Raw genomic sequence first — 20769 nt, forward strand, 5'->3', positions numbered from 1 at the left:
AATGTGGATAGACCTTTCTTATTTAATAAAAAAAAGAGAAAGTCATTATGAGGACAATAAAAATGATGCCCAGTTGCCTGTAGTTTGGAGCGAGACAATAAAAAACGTTCATCCGGAACTCGCTTCTTTTACTCAGTATAAAGAAATAAAAAAAGACACACTTTATATTCAAGTAAAAGACAGTTTTTTATTAAGTGAATTAGAGGCGCGCAAAGAGGATATAAGGTATGAAATAAATAAAAAAATAGAAAAACCTATTAGTCTTATAAGATTTACAATATAAAATTACTCTATTTTAAATATAAAACTACTTTTACCTGTATTGGTAAGAGTGTCAAAAACTTCCACTAAAATTTGGTGGGAGTTATTTTTTTGAAGGTCCTGTAAGGATATGTTTTTTGTTATCTTTACCGAATATATTCCTGTATTGGAATACGTATTTCTTAATATCTCTTCTCCGTTTAAGTACACAAAAGATTTTTCAAGAGGATTATTAGAGTTTATCTGTATATCAAGAAACATCGTTTCTTCTTCAGAAAAAGAACGTTTGGATGGGCTTAAGTATGAAACAATAAAAGGCCCTACAATTTCTGTTGGTATTTCTTCGTCTGTAAAATCTCTCTCATCTGTTTCGGTGTCTGAATCTAAATTATTTAATATTGCCCAATTTCTTACAGCGTCCTCCCAGTTTTTATATTGGGGGTTTGAGTTTGGATTGTTTGGATTATCACCTAAAGGATTATTCAAAGATATATAGTGCAATATGTTGTGGTATCCTGTCATAACACCATCCAATACCGGTTTGTTTGTTTTCTCTACCATTGGACGTATAAAAGACCTCTCGTTGTTTATAGAGGGGAGAGAAAAGTAAGAACCTCTTCCTTTAAATTCGGATGACTCCACAGATTTTTTTTGATAAACTTTGCGCATAAAACTATTCCATATAGGAGCTGCCGCTTGTGACCCGGGAGCTTGATACATTGTTGCGTTGTTGTTATTTCCAACCCAAACACCGGCAGCAATGCTTGGGGTATATCCAACAGTCCAAGCATCTCTGTAGTCCTGTGTTGTGCCGGTTTTCACTGCAACACTTAAGCCCGGAATAACTAAACTGTTTTGTTCGCCAAAAACCCTGGAACGATAATCATTTATGCTTAGAATATGATTGATTTGGTCTGCGATATTTTTTTCTAAAACCTGCTGACTGTTTTTAGTATGCTCTTCTAATATTTTCCCGTTTTTGTCCTGGACACGCAAAATCATTGTTGCGGGGTTGCGTTCTCCGCGTGCGGCAAAAACACCAAAAGCAGATGTTTCCTCAAGAAGGGTAACATCACCTCCTCCCAGTACCAAAGAAAGACCGTAACGAGAGCTTTCTTGAAGACTCTCTATTCCCATTTCATTAGCTAACTTTATGGTGTCATTTATACCAGCTAAATATAATACTTTTACAGCGGGGACATTTCTTGATTGTGCCAAAGCCTCCTTGAGAGTGATTTTCCCGAAGTATTGAAGGTCATAATTTCTTGGATGGTAACAATTTAAACCGGAATCTTCTTTTTCCTGATTTGCAGAAGAAGAACAGTTTGGATTAAATTCCGTAAGAACATCAAAAACTAAAGTGTCCGGAGTATAGCCCTTCTTAAAAGCCTGAGCATAAGCAAAAGGCTTAAAAGATGACCCGGGTTGTTGAGGAGATGTAGATATATTAACCTGCGGATCAAATAAACACGCTCGTCCTGATGTGCATCCTTCGGGCTCTGATTTACCAAAATAATCCCTAGAACCCACCATCGCCAAGATATGTCCTGTATAAGGATCTATTGCCACCAGAGATGCGTTATGAGCATTGAAGTTTCTAATATTATAATTTGCACGCTCATCAACAGCTTCTTCAGCGGCTTCTTGAACAGTTTTGTCTAAGGTTGTAACAACCCTAAGACCGGCTTGCTGCACGTAAGACGGTCCGTACTTGTTTTCAAGATATTGTTTTACCTCAATAACAAAATGAGGAGCTTGTATGAAGCTTGCGATAGGTTGGAACTCTATCTCCTCGTTTATAGCTTCTGTGTGCTCCTCTTCCGTTATGTACCCCAAAGAAAGCATTTTGTTTAAAATATTTTTTTGACGCACCAACAGGTCTTCTCTGTTAGCGTTGTAGTAAGAGGGAGCGTTGGGTAGGGCGGCAAGTATTGCTGATTCGGCAATAGTTATGTCTTTCGCGCTTTTGTCAAAATATGTCTGGGCTGCAGCCTCTGTGCCATATGCGCTGTTGCCGTAAGGTACCTGGTTTAAATAGAGCATTAATATTTCATCTTTTGAGTATTTTAGTTCTAACTCTATAGCCAATATTGCCTCCTTTATTTTTCTTGGAAAAGTTCTTTCGGAAGTTAAAAACGCATTTTTTATAAATTGTTGTGTAAGAGTGCTTCCGCCCTGGCTTATGCCACCACCTTTTAGGTTTGTTACAACAGCTCTTGCTATTCCACGTATGTCCAAGCCCATATGATGATAGAACTGATCATCCTCGGCTACAATCGTTGCCCAACGCACATAATCTGCCATGTCTTCGTAGGAAACAACAGTTCTTTTTTGTTCACCGTGGATATCATACAAGACAACAGTTTCTGTTCTGTCCAGTATTTTTGTGGACTCAGGTACAAAAAGATCACTCAAAGCCTCGGGAGAGGGTAGGTCTTTAGAGTAGTAAATAAAGAGAAACGCGACAAAAACACACCCCAAAAAAAGAGCTAATCCAAACCATTCTAATATTTTCATTTTATTTCTCCAAAAAAAATCAAAGAAACTTGATATGTGGCGCATAAATACTTAATATGCTATTCTCTTAATAAATGATACCATAGATTTATATAGAAACTTATGGCAAATGTCAAATTCACAAAAAGAGACCTGTTGACCAGAGGTGTTGCAGAAATAATAGAAGAAGAAAGCTTTAACAAGCGCTTAAAATCCGGAAAAAAACTCCGCATTAAGTTTGGCATTGACCCAACTGGACCCAATATTCATCTAGGACACACAGTGCCCCTCTGGAAGCTTAGACAGTTTCAAGATTTAGGACATAAAATTGTTTTGGTAATAGGTGATTTTACAGCAACCATAGGTGACCCAAGCGGACGCAGTGAAGAAAGAAAAGTTTTATCGGTTAAAGAGGTTAAAGAGAATAAAAAAAGATACGTGGAACAGGTGGGTAAAATATTAGACATAAAAAAAATAGAAATTCTACACAACAGCGAGTGGCACAAAAAAGAGGGGTTGGAGGCTATGCTTCAGCTTGCAAGAACCGCAACTGTTCAACAGCTTACTGAGCGTGCTGATTTTACTGAGAGAATTGCAAAAAAGAGCGGTATTAGCGCTATTGAGCTCTTGTACCCATTACTGCAAGCTTATGACTCTGTTAGGGTGCGCGCAGATGTAGAAGTTGGCGGCATAGACCAAAAATTTAATTTATTAATGGGTAGGCAGGTACAGAAAAGATATGGGCAAAAAGAACAAGATATTTTTATGTTGCTGCTACTTAAGGGCACAGATGGTGTTAAAAAGATGAGTAAGTCCATGGATAACTACATAGCTCTTTTAGACGAACCGGGTGAGATGTTTGGAAAAACCATGACAATAACAGACGGTGAGATAGTAGAATACTTTGAGTGTGTTACACCCCTACCACTTGATGAGCTTGAAAAGATAAAAAAAGAAAAAATCACGGGCAAAAGGGCCCGCGATTTAAAACTTCAGCTTGCAGAGCTTGTAGTCTCTGTTTATTGGGGTAAAAATGAGGCCAAAAAAGCAAGAGATAATTTTCTAAAAGTTTTTAGAGAACAAAAAAACCCCAAAGATATTTCTGAGATAGAGGCAGGTAAAAATAGCAGTGTTGTAGATGTTCTTGTTAAAGCGGGTTTTGCATCATCAAAAACAGAAGCTCGTCGCCTTGTTGACCAGGGCGGAGTTTATCTGGACGATATAAAAATAGGGGATTATGCAAAAAAAATTCCTTTAAAAAGATCTATTTTAAGGGTTGGGAGAAGAAAAATAATAAAAGTCGTTGTTAAGTAAAAAATAGGGTGAAGATTATCCTATTTTTTACGGTTGCGCCCTTTTTGTTTTGTAAGACCCGGTCCCTTGACCCTTTTTTCGGGATTAATTATATATTCATAAACCACCCCGTCACCACTTTCTCCAAAGTGGTCTTTTAATATGGTGTCCGTTTTTTTGAATCCGGCACGTTTAAATGTTGTTTGTCTTTTTTTGTTAGACAAAGGAATCACAGCGTTTATTTTTAAATCCCGCTCTGTTTTTGATATTTTAATTAGAGCTCTAAGCATTCTCCTGCCCATGCGTTGCCCTCGATACTTGGGAAGTATTCCATACCTTGTTATACGCCTCACATCATCTTTTTTATAGTGTGTAAGATAGGCAATAGGTTTTCTTTCTTTGTTAATTACAACCAACTCTCTTTCAAGCACTGTTTTTAAGAATTTTTTAGGTGTTAACAGCGGTTTTTCAAGATTTTCTTTTTCAATTTTATAAAGGTTTTCAAAAATACTTTTTTTATCTTCTTTGGCAAATTCAGACTCCACGCTCCAAAGATATTTCTTTTCTATGTACATTACCAGTTCCCGCGCCACGTTTATGCCCGTTGCTTGTTCAAAACCCTCAAATCCTGGGAAAATATTTACCTCAAGAACATAGTATATTCCTTTGTGTTTTATAATATCTACGCCCGCGAATTCAGCGTTAAAAACCTTTGTCGCTTTTACAGCAACCTCCTGCATTTCTTTAGACATACTGCTTTTTTCAGCCTTTCCGCCGATAGATATATTTGTTCTGAAGTCGCTTCCGGGTGCCACTCGCTTCATAGCGCCGATTGCTTTGTTGCCTAAAACCAAAACCCTGTAGTCCTGGGTTATAGGCACATATTTTTGCACCAAAAGCTGTCCAAGCCCGAATTTTTCCAGTAGTTTTCTTGCAGCTTTGCGCTGCGTTATTAAAAAGACCTGTTTTCCCCCAAGACCCTCTATGCTTTTTATTATGTAGGGTTTTTTAAATTTGTCATATACGGATTTAGGTGTTTGTTTTCCTGTATACAAAAGAGACGGCACAACGGGGACATCGTGGGTGCTTAAAAGAAAATGCTGGAATAATTTATCATAAAAAGCCAGTTTTTTTGTTGTATGTTCATTAAGCGCGTGTTTGTGGAAGTGGTTTATATACTTTACAACTAAAAAATAGTGCCTGTACAAATGGCTTAACCTCACTTCACTTTCCTTCGCCGCTTTGGTTATGGGTGATTTCGGTATTATATAATCATAGTATTTCAAGTCTGTGCCGTTAACACGCTGTATTGATACCCCCTTTTTTCCAAAAGAAAAAACAAGCCCCCTCCAAGACATGTATGTAACAGTATGCCCGCGCTTTTTAAGTTCGCTAACGAGCCTCTTTACTGTGTAGGACCTCTTCTTTTGGTTGAACCCCAGTAAAAGTATTTTCATATTCTGTTATAAAAGAGTACAACACATGTATAAGTTTATCAAATTTTTGTTCACTTTCTTTTATTGTTTTGTTAATTTCAAGCTGTATTGCTGGTATCCCGAAATATTTGCGCACATAGTAGGTTAGGGTTTTTTTACCAGACCCTTTAATTTTTCTATAAAAACCGTTACTCAGCTCTTCAGCAGGGAAGTGTGAAGCAAAAGTGTTACAAAGCAACTTTTCTACATACTGGTCGTGGGGGTGTTTGTTTGGAATCATAAAATCATAATCAATATAAAAAGGTCTTGTTTTTTTCGCTCCATGTATGTCTATAACTAAATTAATACCCTCATTTTGTATGAGGTTTTTTACTGTTTTTTTGTATTTTCCGTAAATGCTTTCTTGCCAGCCATCTAAAGGGCCTTCTTCTGAGGCAGTGAATATTCCCCATGCGCCATTTTTTTCACAGAGCGTTTTAACGAGCTCATCAGCCCGTTTTTCAGCCATTCGCACATACGATCTCTCTTGTACTGTTTTCCTGATTGGTGCAGCATGGGGTGCCGAAAGCAAGACCGGTCCGCTTCCTTTTATTAGTTTAATATTTTCGTGCTTTATCATGGACAGGTTATGGTATAGCTTATTTTTCAGAAAATTGCAACATCTTTAAAGAGTGGGCGCAACTTATAGCTACAGCCAGGGCATCTGCGGCATCATCGGGCTTTGGGGTATCCTCTAAATGTAAAATCGCTTTAACCATTTCCTGGACCTGGTGTTTTTCGGCTTGCCCGTAGCCCACAACAGCCTGTTTTACCTGTAGGGGTGTAAAAGAGTAACATTTTTTCCCGTTGTTTGTTGCGGCAAGAAGGGCTATACCCCTCGCCTGGCTTACCTGCACCAATGTTTTTTGGTTTTTAAAATAAAAAATATCTTCTATCGCTACAACATCCGGATTGTGCTTGTGTATAAGATTGTTTAACCCCTTGTAAAGATCCTTTAACCTAAGAGCTTCTTCTGTTTTTGTTTCTGTTTCTAAAACACCGTACTCTACACATGAAATATCAGGATTTTTATAATTTATGACCCCATAACCCATTCTTGCTGTTCCAGGATCTATTCCCAAGACAACTTTTTCTTCAGTGTTGTGCATGTTTATTCTGTGTTTGTATAAATATCCTGAACATCATCTTGTTCATCCAGCGCTTCAAAAAGCTTTTCTAATTGGGAGTTTTCTTTTTCACTAATCTCTACAGTGTTTTTCGGTATCCACTCTAAACTTGCCTCCAACTCATCATAACCCTGTTTTTGCATATATTCCAACATTTTTTGTGTATTGTCAACGTTTGTATAGATATAAAAACTACCACCCATATTTTTGATATCTTCTGCCCCCTCTTCTATGGCTAAAAGTTCAAATTCCTCCTTGTTTTTTGTTAAGACCTCTTGTATGCGCAACACACCATATCTTGCAAATTGCCACTGTACGCTACCTTCACCGGCCATTTTTCCGTGGTTTTGGTTTAATATGTGGCGTACCTCTGCTGTCGTGCGGTTGCGATTGTCGGTTATAGCTTCAATTAATATTGCTGAACCTCCGGGACCGAGACCCTCTATTAAAAGTTCTACAAGTTGAACACCTTCTTTTGACTCTCCTGTTCCGCGTTTTACGGCCTGCTCTATTTTGTCCTTGGGCAAATTGAAAGATTTTGCCCTATCAATTTCACTGCGAAGCGCATAGTTGGTTTCAGGGTCTCCGCCACCCTGGTTCGCGGCAATTGTTATTGCTTTTGCCAGCTTTGCAAAAACAGCCGACCTTTTTTTGTCGGTAGCAGCCTTTTTATGTTTAATTGTTGACCATTTAGAGTGTCCGCTCATGTTTTGGGTTGATTGCCTACAATAAAGGGTCTTGTAGGTTATCCATAGAAAATCCAAGGTGTTCATAAGCTGACCTTGTTGCCATCCTTCCTCTCTGAGTTCTTTCTATAAATCCTATTTGCATAAGGTAGGGTTCATAGACCTCTTCTATGGTGTCAGTTTCTTCAAATGTTCCGGCGGCAAGAGTTTGAAGACCAACGGGACCGCCGTTAAATTTTGTAATCATCATTTCAAGCATTCTTCTGTCTGTTGGTTCAAGCCCTAATTCGTCTATTTCAAGCATCTTTAAAGCGCTTTTTGCCGCGTCAAGAGATATGCCACCCTTATTTTTTACCTCCGCGTAATCTCTAATTCGTTTTAACAATCTGTTTGCCACCCTCGGGGTACTTCTTGAGCATCTTGCAATATACAATAAAGCTTCAGAATCGGCTTGTATATTTAATATTTTTGCGGAACGCGTGAGTATTTTTTCCAAGTCTTCGTGTTCATAGAAATCTAAACGACTGGTTATACCAAACCTGGAACGCAGAGGAGCTGACATAAGTCCCGCGCGCGTTGTAGCCGCTATTAGTGTGAATGGGGGAAGGTCTAACTGTATTGTGCGGGCTGAAGGGCCTTTTCCTAAAATTATATCCAGCGTTCTTTGTTCCATTGCCGGATATAACACTTCTTCAACCATTTTATTTAGACGATGTGCCTCATCTATAAACAAAACATCATGCGGTGCAAGATTGGTTAATATGGAAGCTAAATCGCCAACCTTTTCTATGGCCGGACCGGAGGTTACTCTCATATTAACACCCAACTCTTTGGCTATAAGATGTGAAAGGGTTGTTTTTCCAAGACCGGGAGGGCCGTATAATAAGGTATGATCTAATGTTTCCTTTCTTTGTTTTGCGGCCGCTATGAATATCTGCAACCTTTCTTTGGTCTTTTCCTGTCCTATGTACTCGTCCCATGCTGCGGGCCTCAGTGCCATGTCCAGATATTTGTCACCTTTTTGCTCTTCCGGCTGTGTTTTTGACGATTCGGACACCGTATTTTTAGAAAAATTACTTGACATATTTTAGATAATCTGATAATATAGTGTATCTGTAGTAGTTTACTAATAAAATAAAAAACCTACCTTTAGTAATTGTACCAGAAAACACCCTAAAAATGTAGGCATTCACTCGTCCCGATTGTTTGATCGGGATAAGGGATATTTCTCAGTTAATGGATGGCCCGGCTGCATGGCTGGTCCATTCCTCAGATGTATTCCATATTATAGGTTCCCAAGCCAAGATTTGTGGTGAATGCCTACATTTTCAGGGTGTTTTTGTTTTTGCGATTTTTACAATGTACCCAGAACCCTTTCAACCTCTTTGTAAGAAGTTGTGCCCTCTAATATTCTTATAACTGCATCTTGTTTTAAATTTGTCATTCCCTCCTCTTTGGCCAATTGCCGTATTTCTTCTTCGGAAGGGTTTTCCATTATTTTTTCCTTTATCTTTTTTGTTGCAACTACTATTTCAACAATAGCTATTCTGCCTTTATATCCTGTGTGTCTGCACTCTACGCATCCGCCTGGTGACGGGGTGTGTATGGTCGCGTCGGGTGTTAAGGGAGAGTGAGGAATTTTTTCCGGTAAATCTTTTAATATTTTTTGAAATAGCTCATATTCTTCATCTGTTATGGTTTTCCCTTGCTTACATTCACCACATAGCCTTCTTACAAGTCGTTGTGCAACAGAAGCAGAAAGTGCAGAGGCAATGGTAGACGGGTCGCCACCAAGGTCTGTTAAACGCGGAGCAGTTCCCGCTGCGTCTATTGTGTGTAAAGTACTCATGACAAGTCTTCCTGCCAGAGCCGCCTGCATCGCAGCATCGGCTGATTCAAGGGTCCTTAGCTCGCTTAAGAGCACAATGTCAGGGTCTTGCCGTAAAATAGCACGCAGACCGGTTTCAAAAGTGTACTCCTTATGTGGGTTTACCTGTGTCTGAGTTATTCCGGGAAGATGATACTCTATAGGGTCTTCTATTGTAATTACTTTTAACTCTCTCTCTTGTAAAAAACGCAAACCTGCATACAGGGTGGTTGTCTTACCGGAACCTGTTGCTCCTGTGATGAGCAGAAAACCCTGGGGTTGTTGTAACTGATTTTTTAATTCTTTTTCTAAATCAGGGCGTAATCCAAGTTCTGAGAGGGATAATAAAAATTTAGGGTCTAAAACTCTTAAGGCAATATCTTCATTGTATTCACTTGGAATTATTGATATTCTGGCTTCTATTTCTCTTTCTTCAAATAGTATTGAGAACCTTCCTTCCTGGGGTTCGTCATGAACATTTAGTTTTAAGCTGGAAAGAAGCTTAATGCGCGAAAGGATTAATTTGTATAAGTGCTCGTTTATTGTCGCTACCTCGTACAGCATTCCATCTATTTTAAGCCGGATGTCTGTTTTTCCACGCTGGGGTTCTATGTGTATATCTGTTGCATCAAAAGCAAGAGCCGCGCTTATTAAGACCTCAAACGCATGAGACGCGTTTATATCTTCTATGTCGCTTAGAAGGATATTAATGTCGTTTATCTCTTTTAGTTTGCTTTTAAATCTTTCAAGTGTGCTTGGGTCTATACTTACAGATCCGGTTATGTCTGCCGCTTTCCCGGATGTGTTTTTTGGGTATTTCTCCCAAACCTCTTCAAGGCTACTGTGTGACACAACAACAAGACTTATATTGCGATAAGTTTTTTTAAGTTCATCGAGCGCCTCTTTTGTTTTGGGGTCTTTGGGATCCTGAAGAGCAACTTTTATAGACTCTCCCTTTTTATAAATTATAGCAATATTTGCTTCACGAGCTTTTTCTTCTTTAAACAGCATCATGGCCTCCTCTTGTATCGGTGTCATAGAAAGATTAGCATAAGTCATTCTGTAAGCCTCCGCCCTTTGTTGGGCGACTCTCTCCTCATCTTCTCTCTGAATGTTGTTTAAATTGTTTTTAGGGTAGAGCTCATCAGACATATTATTTACATACTATATTGATTTTGAGCTTAATACAATATTGACCCCCACATTAAAGTGTTGCAGAAATCTCTTTTGCAGCTTTATGTGTCGCGGTTTTTATGGCGTGTCCGGAGCGGAGCTGCATAATACATGAGGAGTTTTTTAGCGCCACACCTCTTGTTTTAGAAAAGTTTTTTAAAAAATCAGGACTTAGCGCGTGTATAAGAGCAATGTTTTTCCCGGGCGCATGTTCTATTCCCAGTATAATAATATTTGCCTGATTAAAATTATTTTTTAGTTCGTTTATTAAGGAGGCTCCAAGACTTTTATTAAAGCTATTTTTTTTAATATCGCTGTATTCAATAAAACTCCAGCCTATTTTTTTGTCTTCAACGTAGGAAAAATTAGCTATTACAGAACCCCACAATTTTATAGTTTCCATGGGCTTTGTTTTGTATAAGTGCTGTACTATTAACTCGTTTTTTGCTTTTTTTGATGTAAGATAGGCTGAAATAAAAAGGGTTTGTGGTTGAACATTCGGGTTTTGAAAATTTTGTGTTGAAGAAACAATCCCAGACAGAAGCGCTGTTGCAACAACATCTGTTATATAATTTGCATCTAGTTCTTTTAAGGCGCGAGTTAGTTTTTCTGAAGCCGTGTCCGGGGGGTTTCCTGAATGTATATTTAAAACATTGTTAGCAGTTGTGTGTTCAGGCATAAACATGCGATAACGCTCTTCGTTTGTTACACCCACAAAGACAGTGCCGTCGTGTTTGGGGAACTCTTTGTACTGCCCTTCGGTAAATTTTTGGATATTTAAAAAACGAAGCTGTTCAGGCAGGTTTTGACCTGTAAAATATATAGAAACATTTTTCCCCTCTTTTTTTGCGACCAGCGCCAAGGCATAAGAAGATACAAGGTTGTCTATTTTTTTATCATTGCCCGCAACAATGAGTATATTTTTGCAGGCATCTATAAAGTTTTTTAATGATAGTGAAAAATTATTCATTGTAATGTTGTTGTTTTTGGTTAATAATCTAAAATACAGGATATTGTCGGGCGTGTCAAAGCTTTTTACTTAAATAAAATTTATGAAACAAAAAATATTTAAATCAGTATCCGTAGAAGAAACTAAAAAAATAGCAGCACATGTTTTAGATGTTTTTTGGGATAAAAAAAGAAGCAATGCTTTAGTTGTCGGCTTAACAGGCGAGCTTGGGGCAGGGAAGACACATTTTGCGCAAGGGGTTGCAGAACATTTAGGCCTTAAGCGAAATATAACAAGCCCAACATTTGTTATAATGAAGAAGTATGGTGTTAAGAAAGAGAATTTTAACACCAAAAAATTCTCTGATGTTAACTACTTGTATCATTTTGACTGTTATCGTGTTGGTTTGTCAAAAGAAGTACAGGATATCGGTTGGGATGAGATAGTATCTAATCTCGACAATATAGTTTTGGTTGAGTGGGCTGAAAGAATTAAAACTATTATGCCGGATAATTCCATATATATATCTATAGAAAACACAAGCGAGGACAGTAGGGTGCTTACTGTAAGTTTTTAAGGCAGTATTCTCAAAAGACACGTTCAATATTGGACATGTCTTTTATTTGTCCGAAAAGTTCTAAGTAAGTGTGGTAAAATAAAGTAAATATATGCCGAACAACAAAAAAATATTTTTAGTTGTAGACTCTAACTCCCTTTTTCACCGCGCTTATCATGCACTACCCAGGTTAATGACCCAAAAAGGTGAGTTAGTAAACGCTGTTTATGGGTTTAGTACAATTTTAATAAAAGCTCTAAAAGATTTTAAACCGGACTATTTGGCGGCAGCTTTTGATGTTTCCGGACCCACATTTCGTGACAATGAATTCGATGCGTATAAAGCCACGCGAGATAAAGCGCCTGACGAACTTTATGCGCAAATACCCCGGATTAAAGAGATGTTAGAGGCCTTTAATGTTCCTGTCTATGAAAAGGAGGGTTTTGAGGCAGACGATGTTATTGGGACAATTGCCGCAAAATTAGAAAAAGAACATTCGGACATACACACAATTATAGTAAGCGGTGATTTGGACACACTTCAGCTGGTTTCCAAAAGTACCAGTGTTTATACAATGAAAAAAAGTGTTACCGAAACGGTTGTTTATAATGTAAGGGCCGTGAAGGAAAGGTTTGGGTTAGACCCAAAACAGCTTGCAGATTATAAGGGGCTTCGCGGAGATACTTCAGACAACATACCCGGAGTACCGGGGATAGGTGAAAAAACCGCTTCAATTCTTCTTCAAAAACATGAGAATCTGGAAAAATTATATGATGCTGTTGAAAAAAATAAAGAGATAGGTGTTAGCGATAGGATAAAAAAACTTCTCGTAGAGCATAAAGAACAGGCCTTTTTCTCACGAATGTTGGCTCAAATCCGTCTGGATGTTCCTATAAATTTGAGTGTTGAACACGCAAAGTGGGGTGGTTTTAACCCTGTAAAAGTTGAAGAGTTGCTTAAAGAGCTGGGATTTAACAGGTTGATAAGCAGGTTGGGTGAGTTAGAGGGCTTTGAGGCAAAAGATGCAGATTCGGGGGATAAAAAAGAGGGTGGAAGAGAAGCGCAGCTTGTGCGTGAAATTGAAGATGCCAACGAAGCGGGGCTTTTATCTGACTATTTGTATAAGATTGAGAAAGAGTTAGTGTCGGTTATTTTAAAAATGGAAGAAAATGGAATAAAAATAGATAAAAAATCACTTAATAAGCTGCGGGTAGAGCTGGAAAATCAACTTGGCGCTCTTGAGAAAAAAATATACAGAGAAGCGGGGCAAGAATTTAATATAAATTCACCTCAGCAGTTGTCGGATATTCTTTTTGAAAAACTTGAAATAAGCACCAAAGGCATTAAAAAAACTCCAGGAAAAAAGATTTCAACTGCAGCAAGCGAGTTAGAAAAAATAAAAAATACACATCCGGTGGTGGATATGGTTTTAGAGCAGAGGGAGTTGCAAAAAATGCTTTCCACTTATATACACCCTCTTCCGGAGCTTGCTGATGAGAATAGCCGCATACATACAACTTTTCAACCAATGGGCACTACAACAGGGAGGCTTTCAAGCAAGAATCCTAATATGCAAAATATTCCAATAAGGGGTGAGTTTGCGAAAAAAATTAGAAACACCTTTGTTGCGGATAAGGGCAATCTTTTGTTGGCATGCGATTATTCTCAAATGGAGTTAAGGGTTGCGGCACATCTTGCAAAAGATAAAAATATGATAAATGTCTTTAAAAACGATGAAGATATTCATATAAATACGGCCGCCCTTGTTTTTGGCGTACCCAAAAAAGAGGTAACAAAAAAAATGCGCTACGATGCTAAAGCTTTAAATTTTGGCATAATTTATGGAATTGGTCCTCGCGCGTTTGCTCAAAGCGCTGGCATAACTTTTGACGAGGCCCAGGAGTTTATTGATAAATATTTGAAAGTTTTTGATGGTGTTGCTGCATACATGGAAGAGACAAAAGAAAAGGCCTATAAATTAGGGTACGTGGAGACAATGTTTGGCAGGAAAAGGTTTCTTCCTGATCTTAAATCTCCAAACCCCATGCACCGCTCAATGGCGGAGCGCGCCGCAATAAATATGCCCGTGCAAGGCACAGCGGCCGATATTGTAAAAATTGCCATGATAAAGGCCTACAAAGACCTTAAAAACATAGACATACTTTTGCAGATACATGATGAATTGTTGTGGGAAGGGGACAGTGATACAATAAAAAAGACAGCAGAACACGCAAAAGATATACTTGAAAACGCGGTGGAGTTATCCGTTCCCTTAAAAGTGGAATATAAAATAGGCGAGTCTTGGGGAGAGATGAAGTAAGGTATTTATGGTAAAAAAAGAAAAGAGACGAGTTAAAAAACAAAGCAAATTGCGTACGCGGTTTACGTTTTTGTTCGCGGGGAGCTCACTTTTGCCTTTGGTTGTTATTATTAGCATTATGGAGTGGTGGCCCTATATTCTTGCGGATGACAATGCACTGTTTTTTGTCGGAGCACTTTTTGTTGTATCTATTTTGTTCGCGGTATTTTTTAGCAGTATTGCATCAAGGAGCATTGTTAAACCAATTGAGGACCTACGCAAAGCCGCAGAGCAGTATGAAAAGGGTAATTTTGATTTTCGTATAAGCGCGGAAACGCATGATGAGCTTGGAAAATTGGCGGAAACCTTTAACGAGATGGCGGAGAAGGTTACACAGATGTATGCGCGTGAAAAGTATATCTCTGATATGAAATCTGAGTTTATTTCTATAGCAGCACACCAAATGAGAACTCCGTTGTCCGCTATTCGCTGGACACTAAGTATTATTGGAAACGGGAGTATGGGTCCGCTTACGGAGAAACAGAAAGATGCTTTGCGTCAGGGCACAGAGGTTTCCGAGCACATGATACGTCTTGTTAATGATCTTTTGAATGTTTCGCGCATTGAAGAGGGGCGTTTTGGATATGATTTTAAACAGGCCTCTATTGTAGAGGTTGTAGAGGAACTCATAAAAGAGGAGAACATAAAAGCCGAGGAAAATGATGTAAAACTTGTGTTTCGTAAGCCAAAACAGAAACTCCCGGATATACTGCTTGATACTGAAAAAATGAGAATAGCACTAAGTAATATTATAGACAATGCTATTAAGTACAGCCTTCCCGGAAAGAGCGTGGACATAGGCGTGGGTGTGCGTAATAGTCAGATAATAGTAGCCATAAGAGACCACGGTATCGGTATTCCCGAAAAAGATATACCCCGTCTTTTTTCTAAGTTTTTTCGTGCGGAAAACGCCTTGCGTCTTCAGACATCGGGTAGTGGCTTAGGGCTTTATATAACAAAAAACATAGTTGAACAGCACGGAGGAAAGCTTTGGGCTGAATCAGAACAAAATAAGGGTTCTATATTTTATTTTAGTCTGCCTATTCATAAAGAAAAAAAGGGGGAGGTGGTGGACGAGAAAGAGTTCACAGAGTTTCTGGAAGACTTATAAAATGTGTACAAGATATATAAATAGTGCTTAGGGAGTGGAAAATAGTAATTGTGGTATACTAAAAAACATGGAAACAAAAGTACTGATAATTACAAGCGAAAATAATTTAGTTCAAGCTTTAACTCAGCAATTTGGTGTGGCTGGATATAGTGTAGATAGCGCCGCCAGTATTGAAGAAGGTTTAATGAAAATGAAACTAAATAAACCAGGTTTTGTTGTTGTGGATATATCGGTTCCAAACATTGATGGTGTAAGCTTTATACAACAAATGAAACAAGCTTCATCACTATCGGCAATACCCGTTATAGCTGTTTTGGGGGCTGGACAAGAAGGTCAAGCCGATGCGGTTAAGCAGTCCGGCGCTAACGAGGTTATAACTCGTGCAGATGTAGAGCAAGGGGCTGTGCTTCAGAAAATTCAGGCACAAACAGGCGAATCTGTCGTGCCAACTCAAGGTGTGGCGAGTACCGCTTCCGACAAGGATATAATAATGTTTGTTGATGATGACCCATTTTTACATAAGATAATGACGGAACAGCTTCAGGAAAATCCTAACCTCGAGGTTATAAGTTGTATGGATGCTGAAACGGCACTACAAAAGCTACAAGGAGTAACCCCGAATCTTATTTTATTGGATCTCTTATTGCCTGGGATGAGCGGTTTTGACCTTCTGGTTAAAATTAAAAGCACGCCGGAATGGAAAGATATTCCGGTTGTAATACTTTCAAACTTTGGACAAGAAGAAGATATTCAAAGATCAAAAAAACTTGGCGCTGCAGAGTTTCTTATTAAAGCTCATTGCGTTCCCGAAGATATTATCGCTAAAATAAACGAAGTACTAAAAAAAATACAGGGTGGAAGTGCGGGACCACTTGCATAATTTAAGATGTCAAAGGTTTCAAAAACTCAGTTGAGTATGGTGTTTTTCTTTATAACAGGACTAAGTGTACTGAGCGCTGTTTGGTTTTTGGATACAAAAACCGGACTATTTGTATGGAGGATTGCTAAGGTATTTTATTTTGCGGGTCTTGCGGCTTTTATTTTTAATCTTTTCACATCTAAAAAATAGTAAAAATGGAGATATCCGGCGAAATATCAAACATGCTAAGATTTTTAACCCAGGCCAGCCTGGCGGTTGCCGGAGCAGCGTGCCTTTGGGGGTATGTCTTTTCCAGAAAAGCTGCCACTGGGGATAAAAATAAGAAAAAATATTGGGATCTTTCAGCAGGATTATTTTTTCTTTTTGCGGGGAGTTTCTCCTTTTTTGTTGTTGGGTGGTGGTTTATGGCGTTGTTTGTTTACCCGACACTTATTTATGGACATGAAGGCGTGGTGCATACAACCCAGGATTTCATACGCGCGGGATTTCAGGCTGGCTTACCCATTGTTGTTTTGGCAACAATAACAGGGTTCGCCGGTATACTTGCTTTTATCAAAAAGGCAGAATACTTTAAAGGCATAGCTCATAAATTTTTTGCGGTTCAATTTATACTTTTGAGTGTAATTCTCGCGCTCTCTTCGTATACAGGAACTGTCGGTAGGCTCCAGTTGTCTTATATTTTGCACAACTGGCATTCCATCATTACTCTTGGAACAGTTGTTGTTGTTGATTTTCTGTTTTTATACACCCTCCACAAGGACTCACTTAAGAGAGTTTTATATCCCGCCTATCCTGTGATGAGCGCTTTTATATGGATTGGTCTTGGAATGGACTTTATAAGCTCCGGTCTTTTTAATAACTTTGACCCCATACATAATACACAGTTTGTGTTTAACCAGATAGTTATAGCTATAATTATAATGAACGGAGCTTTGCTTTCTGTGTATCTTAATGATGCTTTTACGTCGTTAATCAAAAAAACAAAAGTAAACAAACCGAGCGAGGCATTGGAAGAAATAGTAAGAATATCAGGATCAGTTTCCATAGTTTCCTGGGTTACAATTACATTTTTAGATTTTACGAGAGTGTATCTTGACTTAAACTATCTTTTTGCGATATATATGGGTCTGATTGCTTTGGCATACCTACTTAAACCAGCAGCTGAAAAATCAGCATCAAAGCTTTTTGCATGACTATTTCACGTAAAGACACAGTATTAATAATATTGTCCACATTACTCCTGGTTGTAGTCTCGGGAGTCTTTTATTTTGACCTCAATAAACCTCGCACAGTAGATGTTTTGCCGCAAACAGTGGTTAAGGAAGAGATAAAAAATGATCCACACCCACTTTCCGGTAAAAGGTGCGAGAACAGTACCACAAGACCTTTTGCTGTTATGTTGGCTGAAGACACCTCAACACGTCCTCTTTCCGGCATAGCAAAGGCAGATCTTGTGGTGGAAATGCCGGTCGTAAAGGACTCAATTACGCGAATAATGGCGCTTTACGCGTGTGAAGAGCCGGAAGCCATAGGTTCTGTCAGGTCAGCTCGGGATGATTTTATTCCTCTCGCCGCGGGATTTGACGCCATATATGCCCACTGGGGAGGTTCTTCTTTTGCCTTGAAAGAATTGAATAAGGATATTTTAGATAATTTGGATGCCTTAATAAATCCAAACAACGTTTTTTATAGAAAGAGCGGTATTTTAGCGCCGGATAACGGTTTTACGTCTTACGCCCGCCTTTTAGAAACCTCTATTTTTTTAGACTACCGCTTAAAAACTGATTTTGAGGGATATCCGGATTTAGAAGAGTCCAGCCCAGAGATAGATACTCCTTCCACAATTTTTATATCGTATCCGAAACCTTTTGATGTTAGTTATATTTACAGTAAAGATAAAAATGAATACTTAAGATGGCGTGGTTCTAAGCCTGAGATTGATGCACTGGACGGCTCGCAGGTATCGGCAAAAGTCCTTGTTATAATGAAAACAAGCACACGCCAGATTAACGCGGATTACAACGATGTAGATGTTACAGGAGAAGGGGATGCTGTAATTTTTCAAAACGGGGGAATGCAGAAGGTTAAGTGGGAAAAAAGCGTCGATTCAATATATAGCAAACTTAAGTTTTTAGACGCAAAAGGTAATGAGGTTCCGCTGGTTGCAGGTAATAAGTGGATTCACATTATAGATACATACACCCCGGTCTTGTGGGGGGACAACAATGTCTGATGAGTTTTTGCCCCACTTTTGGGTTGGGTTAAAGTTATCCACGAGTTATCCACAGAAAACAAACTCTTTTATCAAGGCGCAACTCTGCGCTATAGTTAGCTGTTTACAAAAAGAAAGTGTGGCGTTACACTATGTTTAGTTATTTACAAAAAGGAGGTTTGCAATGCCCAGGTATGAGCTCCAAAGGGCTGTAGGTGCCTATGGCGAGTGGTATACTGACAAGATTTTTAATTCGGAAAATGAAGATGAGGCGCGCAAGATTGCAGCGGACCATATAAGTTCCGCAAGAATGATATTTGGAGATAGAAAGATAAGGATTGTAGAAGTTGTTTACGAGGGCAACTTATATGGCTTAAATCACCCCATAGAAGATGATGACAGGTACTTGGAACTGAAGGGAATGCAGCTTGCCGAAGAGACCGAAATGCACCTTAGGGTGAAAAAAGGGAAAAATGAGCAAGACTGACAAAAAGAAAGAGGAAAAACTCGGAAGAGAAATTTTAAAAATAATTAATACCCACAAAAGCACGGGATGGTCATTTGATAAAAACGGAAAAACAGTAAATATAGGATGTAAGTGTGGCCGGAGAGCTCACAATTTAAACCCCGAAGACTACTTTGCCACTACCAAATCTCATAATCGCCACTTGGTAAAAGTAATTACCAACTTTGTTCTTACAGAGTCCCCATAAGGGACTCTGTTTTTATTTAAGCTGTATATAATATATACTAAATATTAAAGACTATATTTTTATGATAATACTTCTTCACGGCAAGGATACATTTAGAAGCCGTCAAAAATTAAAAGAGCTTGAGGTGGCCTATCAACAAAAACACAAAACCGGTTTTTCGTTTGAAAAAATAGACGGCTTTAGTACAGATATGAAACAAGTAAAAAACGCGCTTCAGAGCGGGTCTCTTTTTGACTCGTCAAAACTTGTGGTTTTAGAGAATGTGTCCGCAAACGCGGGACTTAAGGGTGAGTTTGCAGATTGGCAGGGTCTTAGGAGCTTTAAAGGAGATAAAGATAATACAATAATTTTATTTGAAAATTCTTCTGTTGAAAAAGATAAGGATTATAAAAAAATTATCGCCCTCGCGGATAAAAAACAGGAATTTAAAGAATTGGGCGTAGCGGAAACTGCGAGATGGTTTTTTGCATATTATGCTAACAGAAGTCCTGTGTCTCTGGATATAATAAAGGAAGTAGTTAGTTTGTGTAGAGGGGATATGTGGTTTATATATAATGAACTAAATAAAATACGCGCATATAGCCATGGGCGGAAGATAACAAAAAAAACACTGGATGCTGTGTCTGTTGGAGGTGCGGAGGCGCAAATTTTTCCTACAATAGACGCAATATTTAGAGGTGATACAAACAAAGCTTTTTATAATCTGCTTTTGCAGTGGCGCGCTGGAGAAGCTCCCGAATATGTATTTTATATGATAGTTCGTCAGCTTAAAATTATAGCCCAAGTAAAAGAACAAAAAGACTTAGGCGTTTCTCCTGATTTAATTGCAAAAAAAATAGGAGAACATCCTTTTGTTGTTAAAAAAACACTGAGTATTGTCGGCTTGTTTTCCTGGCCTAAAATAAAAGACCTCTACTCAAGGGTAGGGTCTTTAGATGTAAAAAGTAAAACGGGTCAAATTGATGTCTACTTATCTTGCGAACTGCTTTCGGCGGCGGTAGCGTCCTGATTTTTTGCAGAAACTTGGTTTTTTTCATTCCCGGATACCCTCCTTGCGTACAGAGACTTTCTGCGATTAGCCGTGTTTTTGTGGAAAATATTTATTTTTGTGGCTTTGTCTATAGCTTTAAAATAAATAGGTAGAAGTTTTTCTGCTTCTTCTTTTTTACCCTCCTTTAGAAGGTCATCTATTTTTCGGGCAGCTTTTTTGACCCTGTTTTTGTATTGGCGATTGTGCGCTTCCTCTTTTTGGCTTTTGCGCAACGCCTTTTTTGCATTTGGTAATTGTGGCACGTTTATTCGCTTCGCCTACCTGTGCGTTGACGCACGCAGACAGGCTCAGTCAAATTAAGAGTTAAAAATGAAAAATTAAAAATTGAGCGAATGTATTAGTTTAACTATTGTTTTTTACCACCCTTTAACTTTTTATGCAAGCCCTTGCGGAAAGGGTTGTTATAAGTTGAATTTTTGCGAGAACGGCAAAGGGAATTTAATAGCGATAGGTGAACTTTAAGCCGCAAATTAATGAGGCTTTTAATTGGACAAATAACCTACTAGCAAAAAGACGGCCGTCTTTTTGCTAGTAGGTTATTTTAACCCTTCAATAGTTTG

21 protein-coding genes are annotated in these 20769 nt (G+C 38.6%); 12 read left to right on the plus strand and 9 right to left on the minus strand.

The annotated features are described in order from the left end of the window. Position 1: 1 nt before the first annotated feature. Positions 2 to 283, plus strand: coding sequence for a DciA family protein (locus tag WDZ40_04475; protein MEX0878074.1), 282 nt, complete (start codon positions 2 to 4; stop codon positions 281 to 283). Positions 284 to 285: 2 nt separating this feature from the next. On the opposite strand, the gene WDZ40_04480 is transcribed toward WDZ40_04475, so the two are convergent. Then, the gene (locus WDZ40_04480; protein MEX0878075.1) at positions 286 to 2778 is read right to left on the minus strand and encodes a PBP1A family penicillin-binding protein; all 2493 of its coding nucleotides are present in this window, start codon (positions 2776 to 2778) and stop codon (positions 286 to 288) included. Between the two features lie 102 nt (positions 2779 to 2880). On the opposite strand from WDZ40_04480, the gene tyrS reads away from it, so the two are divergent. Then, a complete protein-coding gene (tyrS, locus tag WDZ40_04485) occupies positions 2881 to 4071 on the plus strand; it encodes a tyrosine--tRNA ligase (protein ID MEX0878076.1) in 1191 nt (396 codons plus the stop codon). A 20-nt stretch (positions 4072 to 4091) separates the two neighbouring features. On the opposite strand, the gene WDZ40_04490 is transcribed toward tyrS, so the two are convergent. The 7 genes from WDZ40_04490 to WDZ40_04520 form a co-directional block, all read right to left on the minus strand. After that, on the minus strand, positions 4092 to 5507 hold the full coding sequence (locus WDZ40_04490) for a GNAT family N-acetyltransferase (GenBank protein MEX0878077.1): 1416 nt from the start codon (positions 5505 to 5507) through the stop codon (positions 4092 to 4094). Next, positions 5443 to 6105 (minus strand): hypothetical protein, encoded by a 663-nt coding sequence (locus tag WDZ40_04495; protein ID MEX0878078.1) that lies wholly within the window; start codon positions 6103 to 6105, stop codon positions 5443 to 5445. Before WDZ40_04495 ends, WDZ40_04490 begins: the two co-directional genes overlap by 65 nt. 19 nt (positions 6106 to 6124) lie before the next feature. Next, positions 6125 to 6634: a crossover junction endodeoxyribonuclease RuvC gene (gene ruvC, locus WDZ40_04500; GenBank protein MEX0878079.1), complete on the minus strand. Its 510-nt coding sequence runs from the start codon at positions 6632 to 6634 to the stop codon at positions 6125 to 6127. 2 nt (positions 6635 to 6636) lie between these two features. After that, positions 6637 to 7359 carry a YebC/PmpR family DNA-binding transcriptional regulator gene (locus WDZ40_04505; GenBank protein MEX0878080.1) on the minus strand — a complete coding sequence of 241 codons (723 nt, stop codon included), beginning with the start codon at positions 7357 to 7359 and terminating at the stop codon, positions 6637 to 6639. A gap of 16 nt (positions 7360 to 7375) precedes the next feature. After that, positions 7376 to 8422 carry a Holliday junction branch migration DNA helicase RuvB gene (gene ruvB, locus WDZ40_04510; protein MEX0878081.1) on the minus strand — a complete coding sequence of 349 codons (1047 nt, stop codon included), beginning with the start codon at positions 8420 to 8422 and terminating at the stop codon, positions 7376 to 7378. Between the two features lie 270 nt (positions 8423 to 8692). Next, positions 8693 to 10357: a GspE/PulE family protein gene (locus WDZ40_04515; protein ID MEX0878082.1), complete on the minus strand. Its 1665-nt coding sequence runs from the start codon at positions 10355 to 10357 to the stop codon at positions 8693 to 8695. 52 nt (positions 10358 to 10409) lie between these two features. Further along, positions 10410 to 11348, minus strand: a complete 939-nt coding sequence (locus WDZ40_04520) for a hypothetical protein (GenBank protein MEX0878083.1) — start codon at positions 11346 to 11348, stop codon at positions 10410 to 10412. Positions 11349 to 11430: 82 nt separating this feature from the next. Here WDZ40_04520 and tsaE point away from each other — a divergent pair, with 82 nt between their 5' ends. The 10 genes from tsaE to holA all read left to right on the plus strand — a co-directional run bounded on the left by tsaE (position 11431) and on the right by holA (position 20167). Beyond that, positions 11431 to 11904 carry a tRNA (adenosine(37)-N6)-threonylcarbamoyltransferase complex ATPase subunit type 1 TsaE gene (gene tsaE, locus WDZ40_04525; GenBank protein MEX0878084.1) on the plus strand — a complete coding sequence of 158 codons (474 nt, stop codon included), beginning with the start codon at positions 11431 to 11433 and terminating at the stop codon, positions 11902 to 11904. A gap of 91 nt (positions 11905 to 11995) precedes the next feature. Next, the gene (locus tag WDZ40_04530; protein ID MEX0878085.1) at positions 11996 to 14203 is read left to right on the plus strand and encodes a DNA polymerase; all 2208 of its coding nucleotides are present in this window, start codon (positions 11996 to 11998) and stop codon (positions 14201 to 14203) included. Positions 14204 to 14210: 7 nt separating this feature from the next. Then, positions 14211 to 15353, plus strand: coding sequence for a HAMP domain-containing sensor histidine kinase (locus WDZ40_04535; GenBank protein MEX0878086.1), 1143 nt, complete (start codon positions 14211 to 14213; stop codon positions 15351 to 15353). Positions 15354 to 15420: 67 nt separating this feature from the next. Beyond that, the gene (locus tag WDZ40_04540; GenBank protein ID MEX0878087.1) at positions 15421 to 16233 is read left to right on the plus strand and encodes a response regulator; all 813 of its coding nucleotides are present in this window, start codon (positions 15421 to 15423) and stop codon (positions 16231 to 16233) included. A gap of 6 nt (positions 16234 to 16239) precedes the next feature. Continuing rightward, positions 16240 to 16422, plus strand: coding sequence for a hypothetical protein (locus WDZ40_04545; protein MEX0878088.1), 183 nt, complete (start codon positions 16240 to 16242; stop codon positions 16420 to 16422). Positions 16423 to 16454: 32 nt separating this feature from the next. Next, a complete protein-coding gene (locus tag WDZ40_04550; protein MEX0878089.1) occupies positions 16455 to 17426 on the plus strand; it encodes a hypothetical protein in 972 nt (323 codons plus the stop codon). Further along, positions 17423 to 18466 (plus strand): DUF3048 domain-containing protein, encoded by a 1044-nt coding sequence (locus WDZ40_04555; GenBank protein MEX0878090.1) that lies wholly within the window; start codon positions 17423 to 17425, stop codon positions 18464 to 18466. The genes WDZ40_04550 and WDZ40_04555 overlap by 4 nt, the downstream gene beginning before the upstream one ends. A gap of 163 nt (positions 18467 to 18629) precedes the next feature. Continuing rightward, positions 18630 to 18932: a hypothetical protein gene (locus tag WDZ40_04560; GenBank protein MEX0878091.1), complete on the plus strand. Its 303-nt coding sequence runs from the start codon at positions 18630 to 18632 to the stop codon at positions 18930 to 18932. Continuing rightward, a complete protein-coding gene (locus tag WDZ40_04565; protein ID MEX0878092.1) occupies positions 18919 to 19158 on the plus strand; it encodes a hypothetical protein in 240 nt (79 codons plus the stop codon). Before WDZ40_04560 ends, WDZ40_04565 begins: the two co-directional genes overlap by 14 nt. A gap of 61 nt (positions 19159 to 19219) precedes the next feature. Then, positions 19220 to 20167 (plus strand): DNA polymerase III subunit delta, encoded by a 948-nt coding sequence (holA, locus tag WDZ40_04570; protein ID MEX0878093.1) that lies wholly within the window; start codon positions 19220 to 19222, stop codon positions 20165 to 20167. Here holA and rpsT read toward each other — a convergent pair. Further along, positions 20125 to 20451, minus strand: a complete 327-nt coding sequence (gene rpsT, locus WDZ40_04575; protein ID MEX0878094.1) for a 30S ribosomal protein S20 — start codon at positions 20449 to 20451, stop codon at positions 20125 to 20127. The two genes, holA and rpsT, sit on opposite strands and share 43 nt — an antisense overlap. Positions 20452 to 20769: the final 318 nt, after the last annotated feature.

It is taken from the genome of Candidatus Spechtbacterales bacterium, from assembly GCA_040879145.1.
Taxonomy (GTDB): Bacteria; Patescibacteriota; Minisyncoccia; order Spechtbacterales; family 2-12-FULL-38-22; genus JAWVZY01.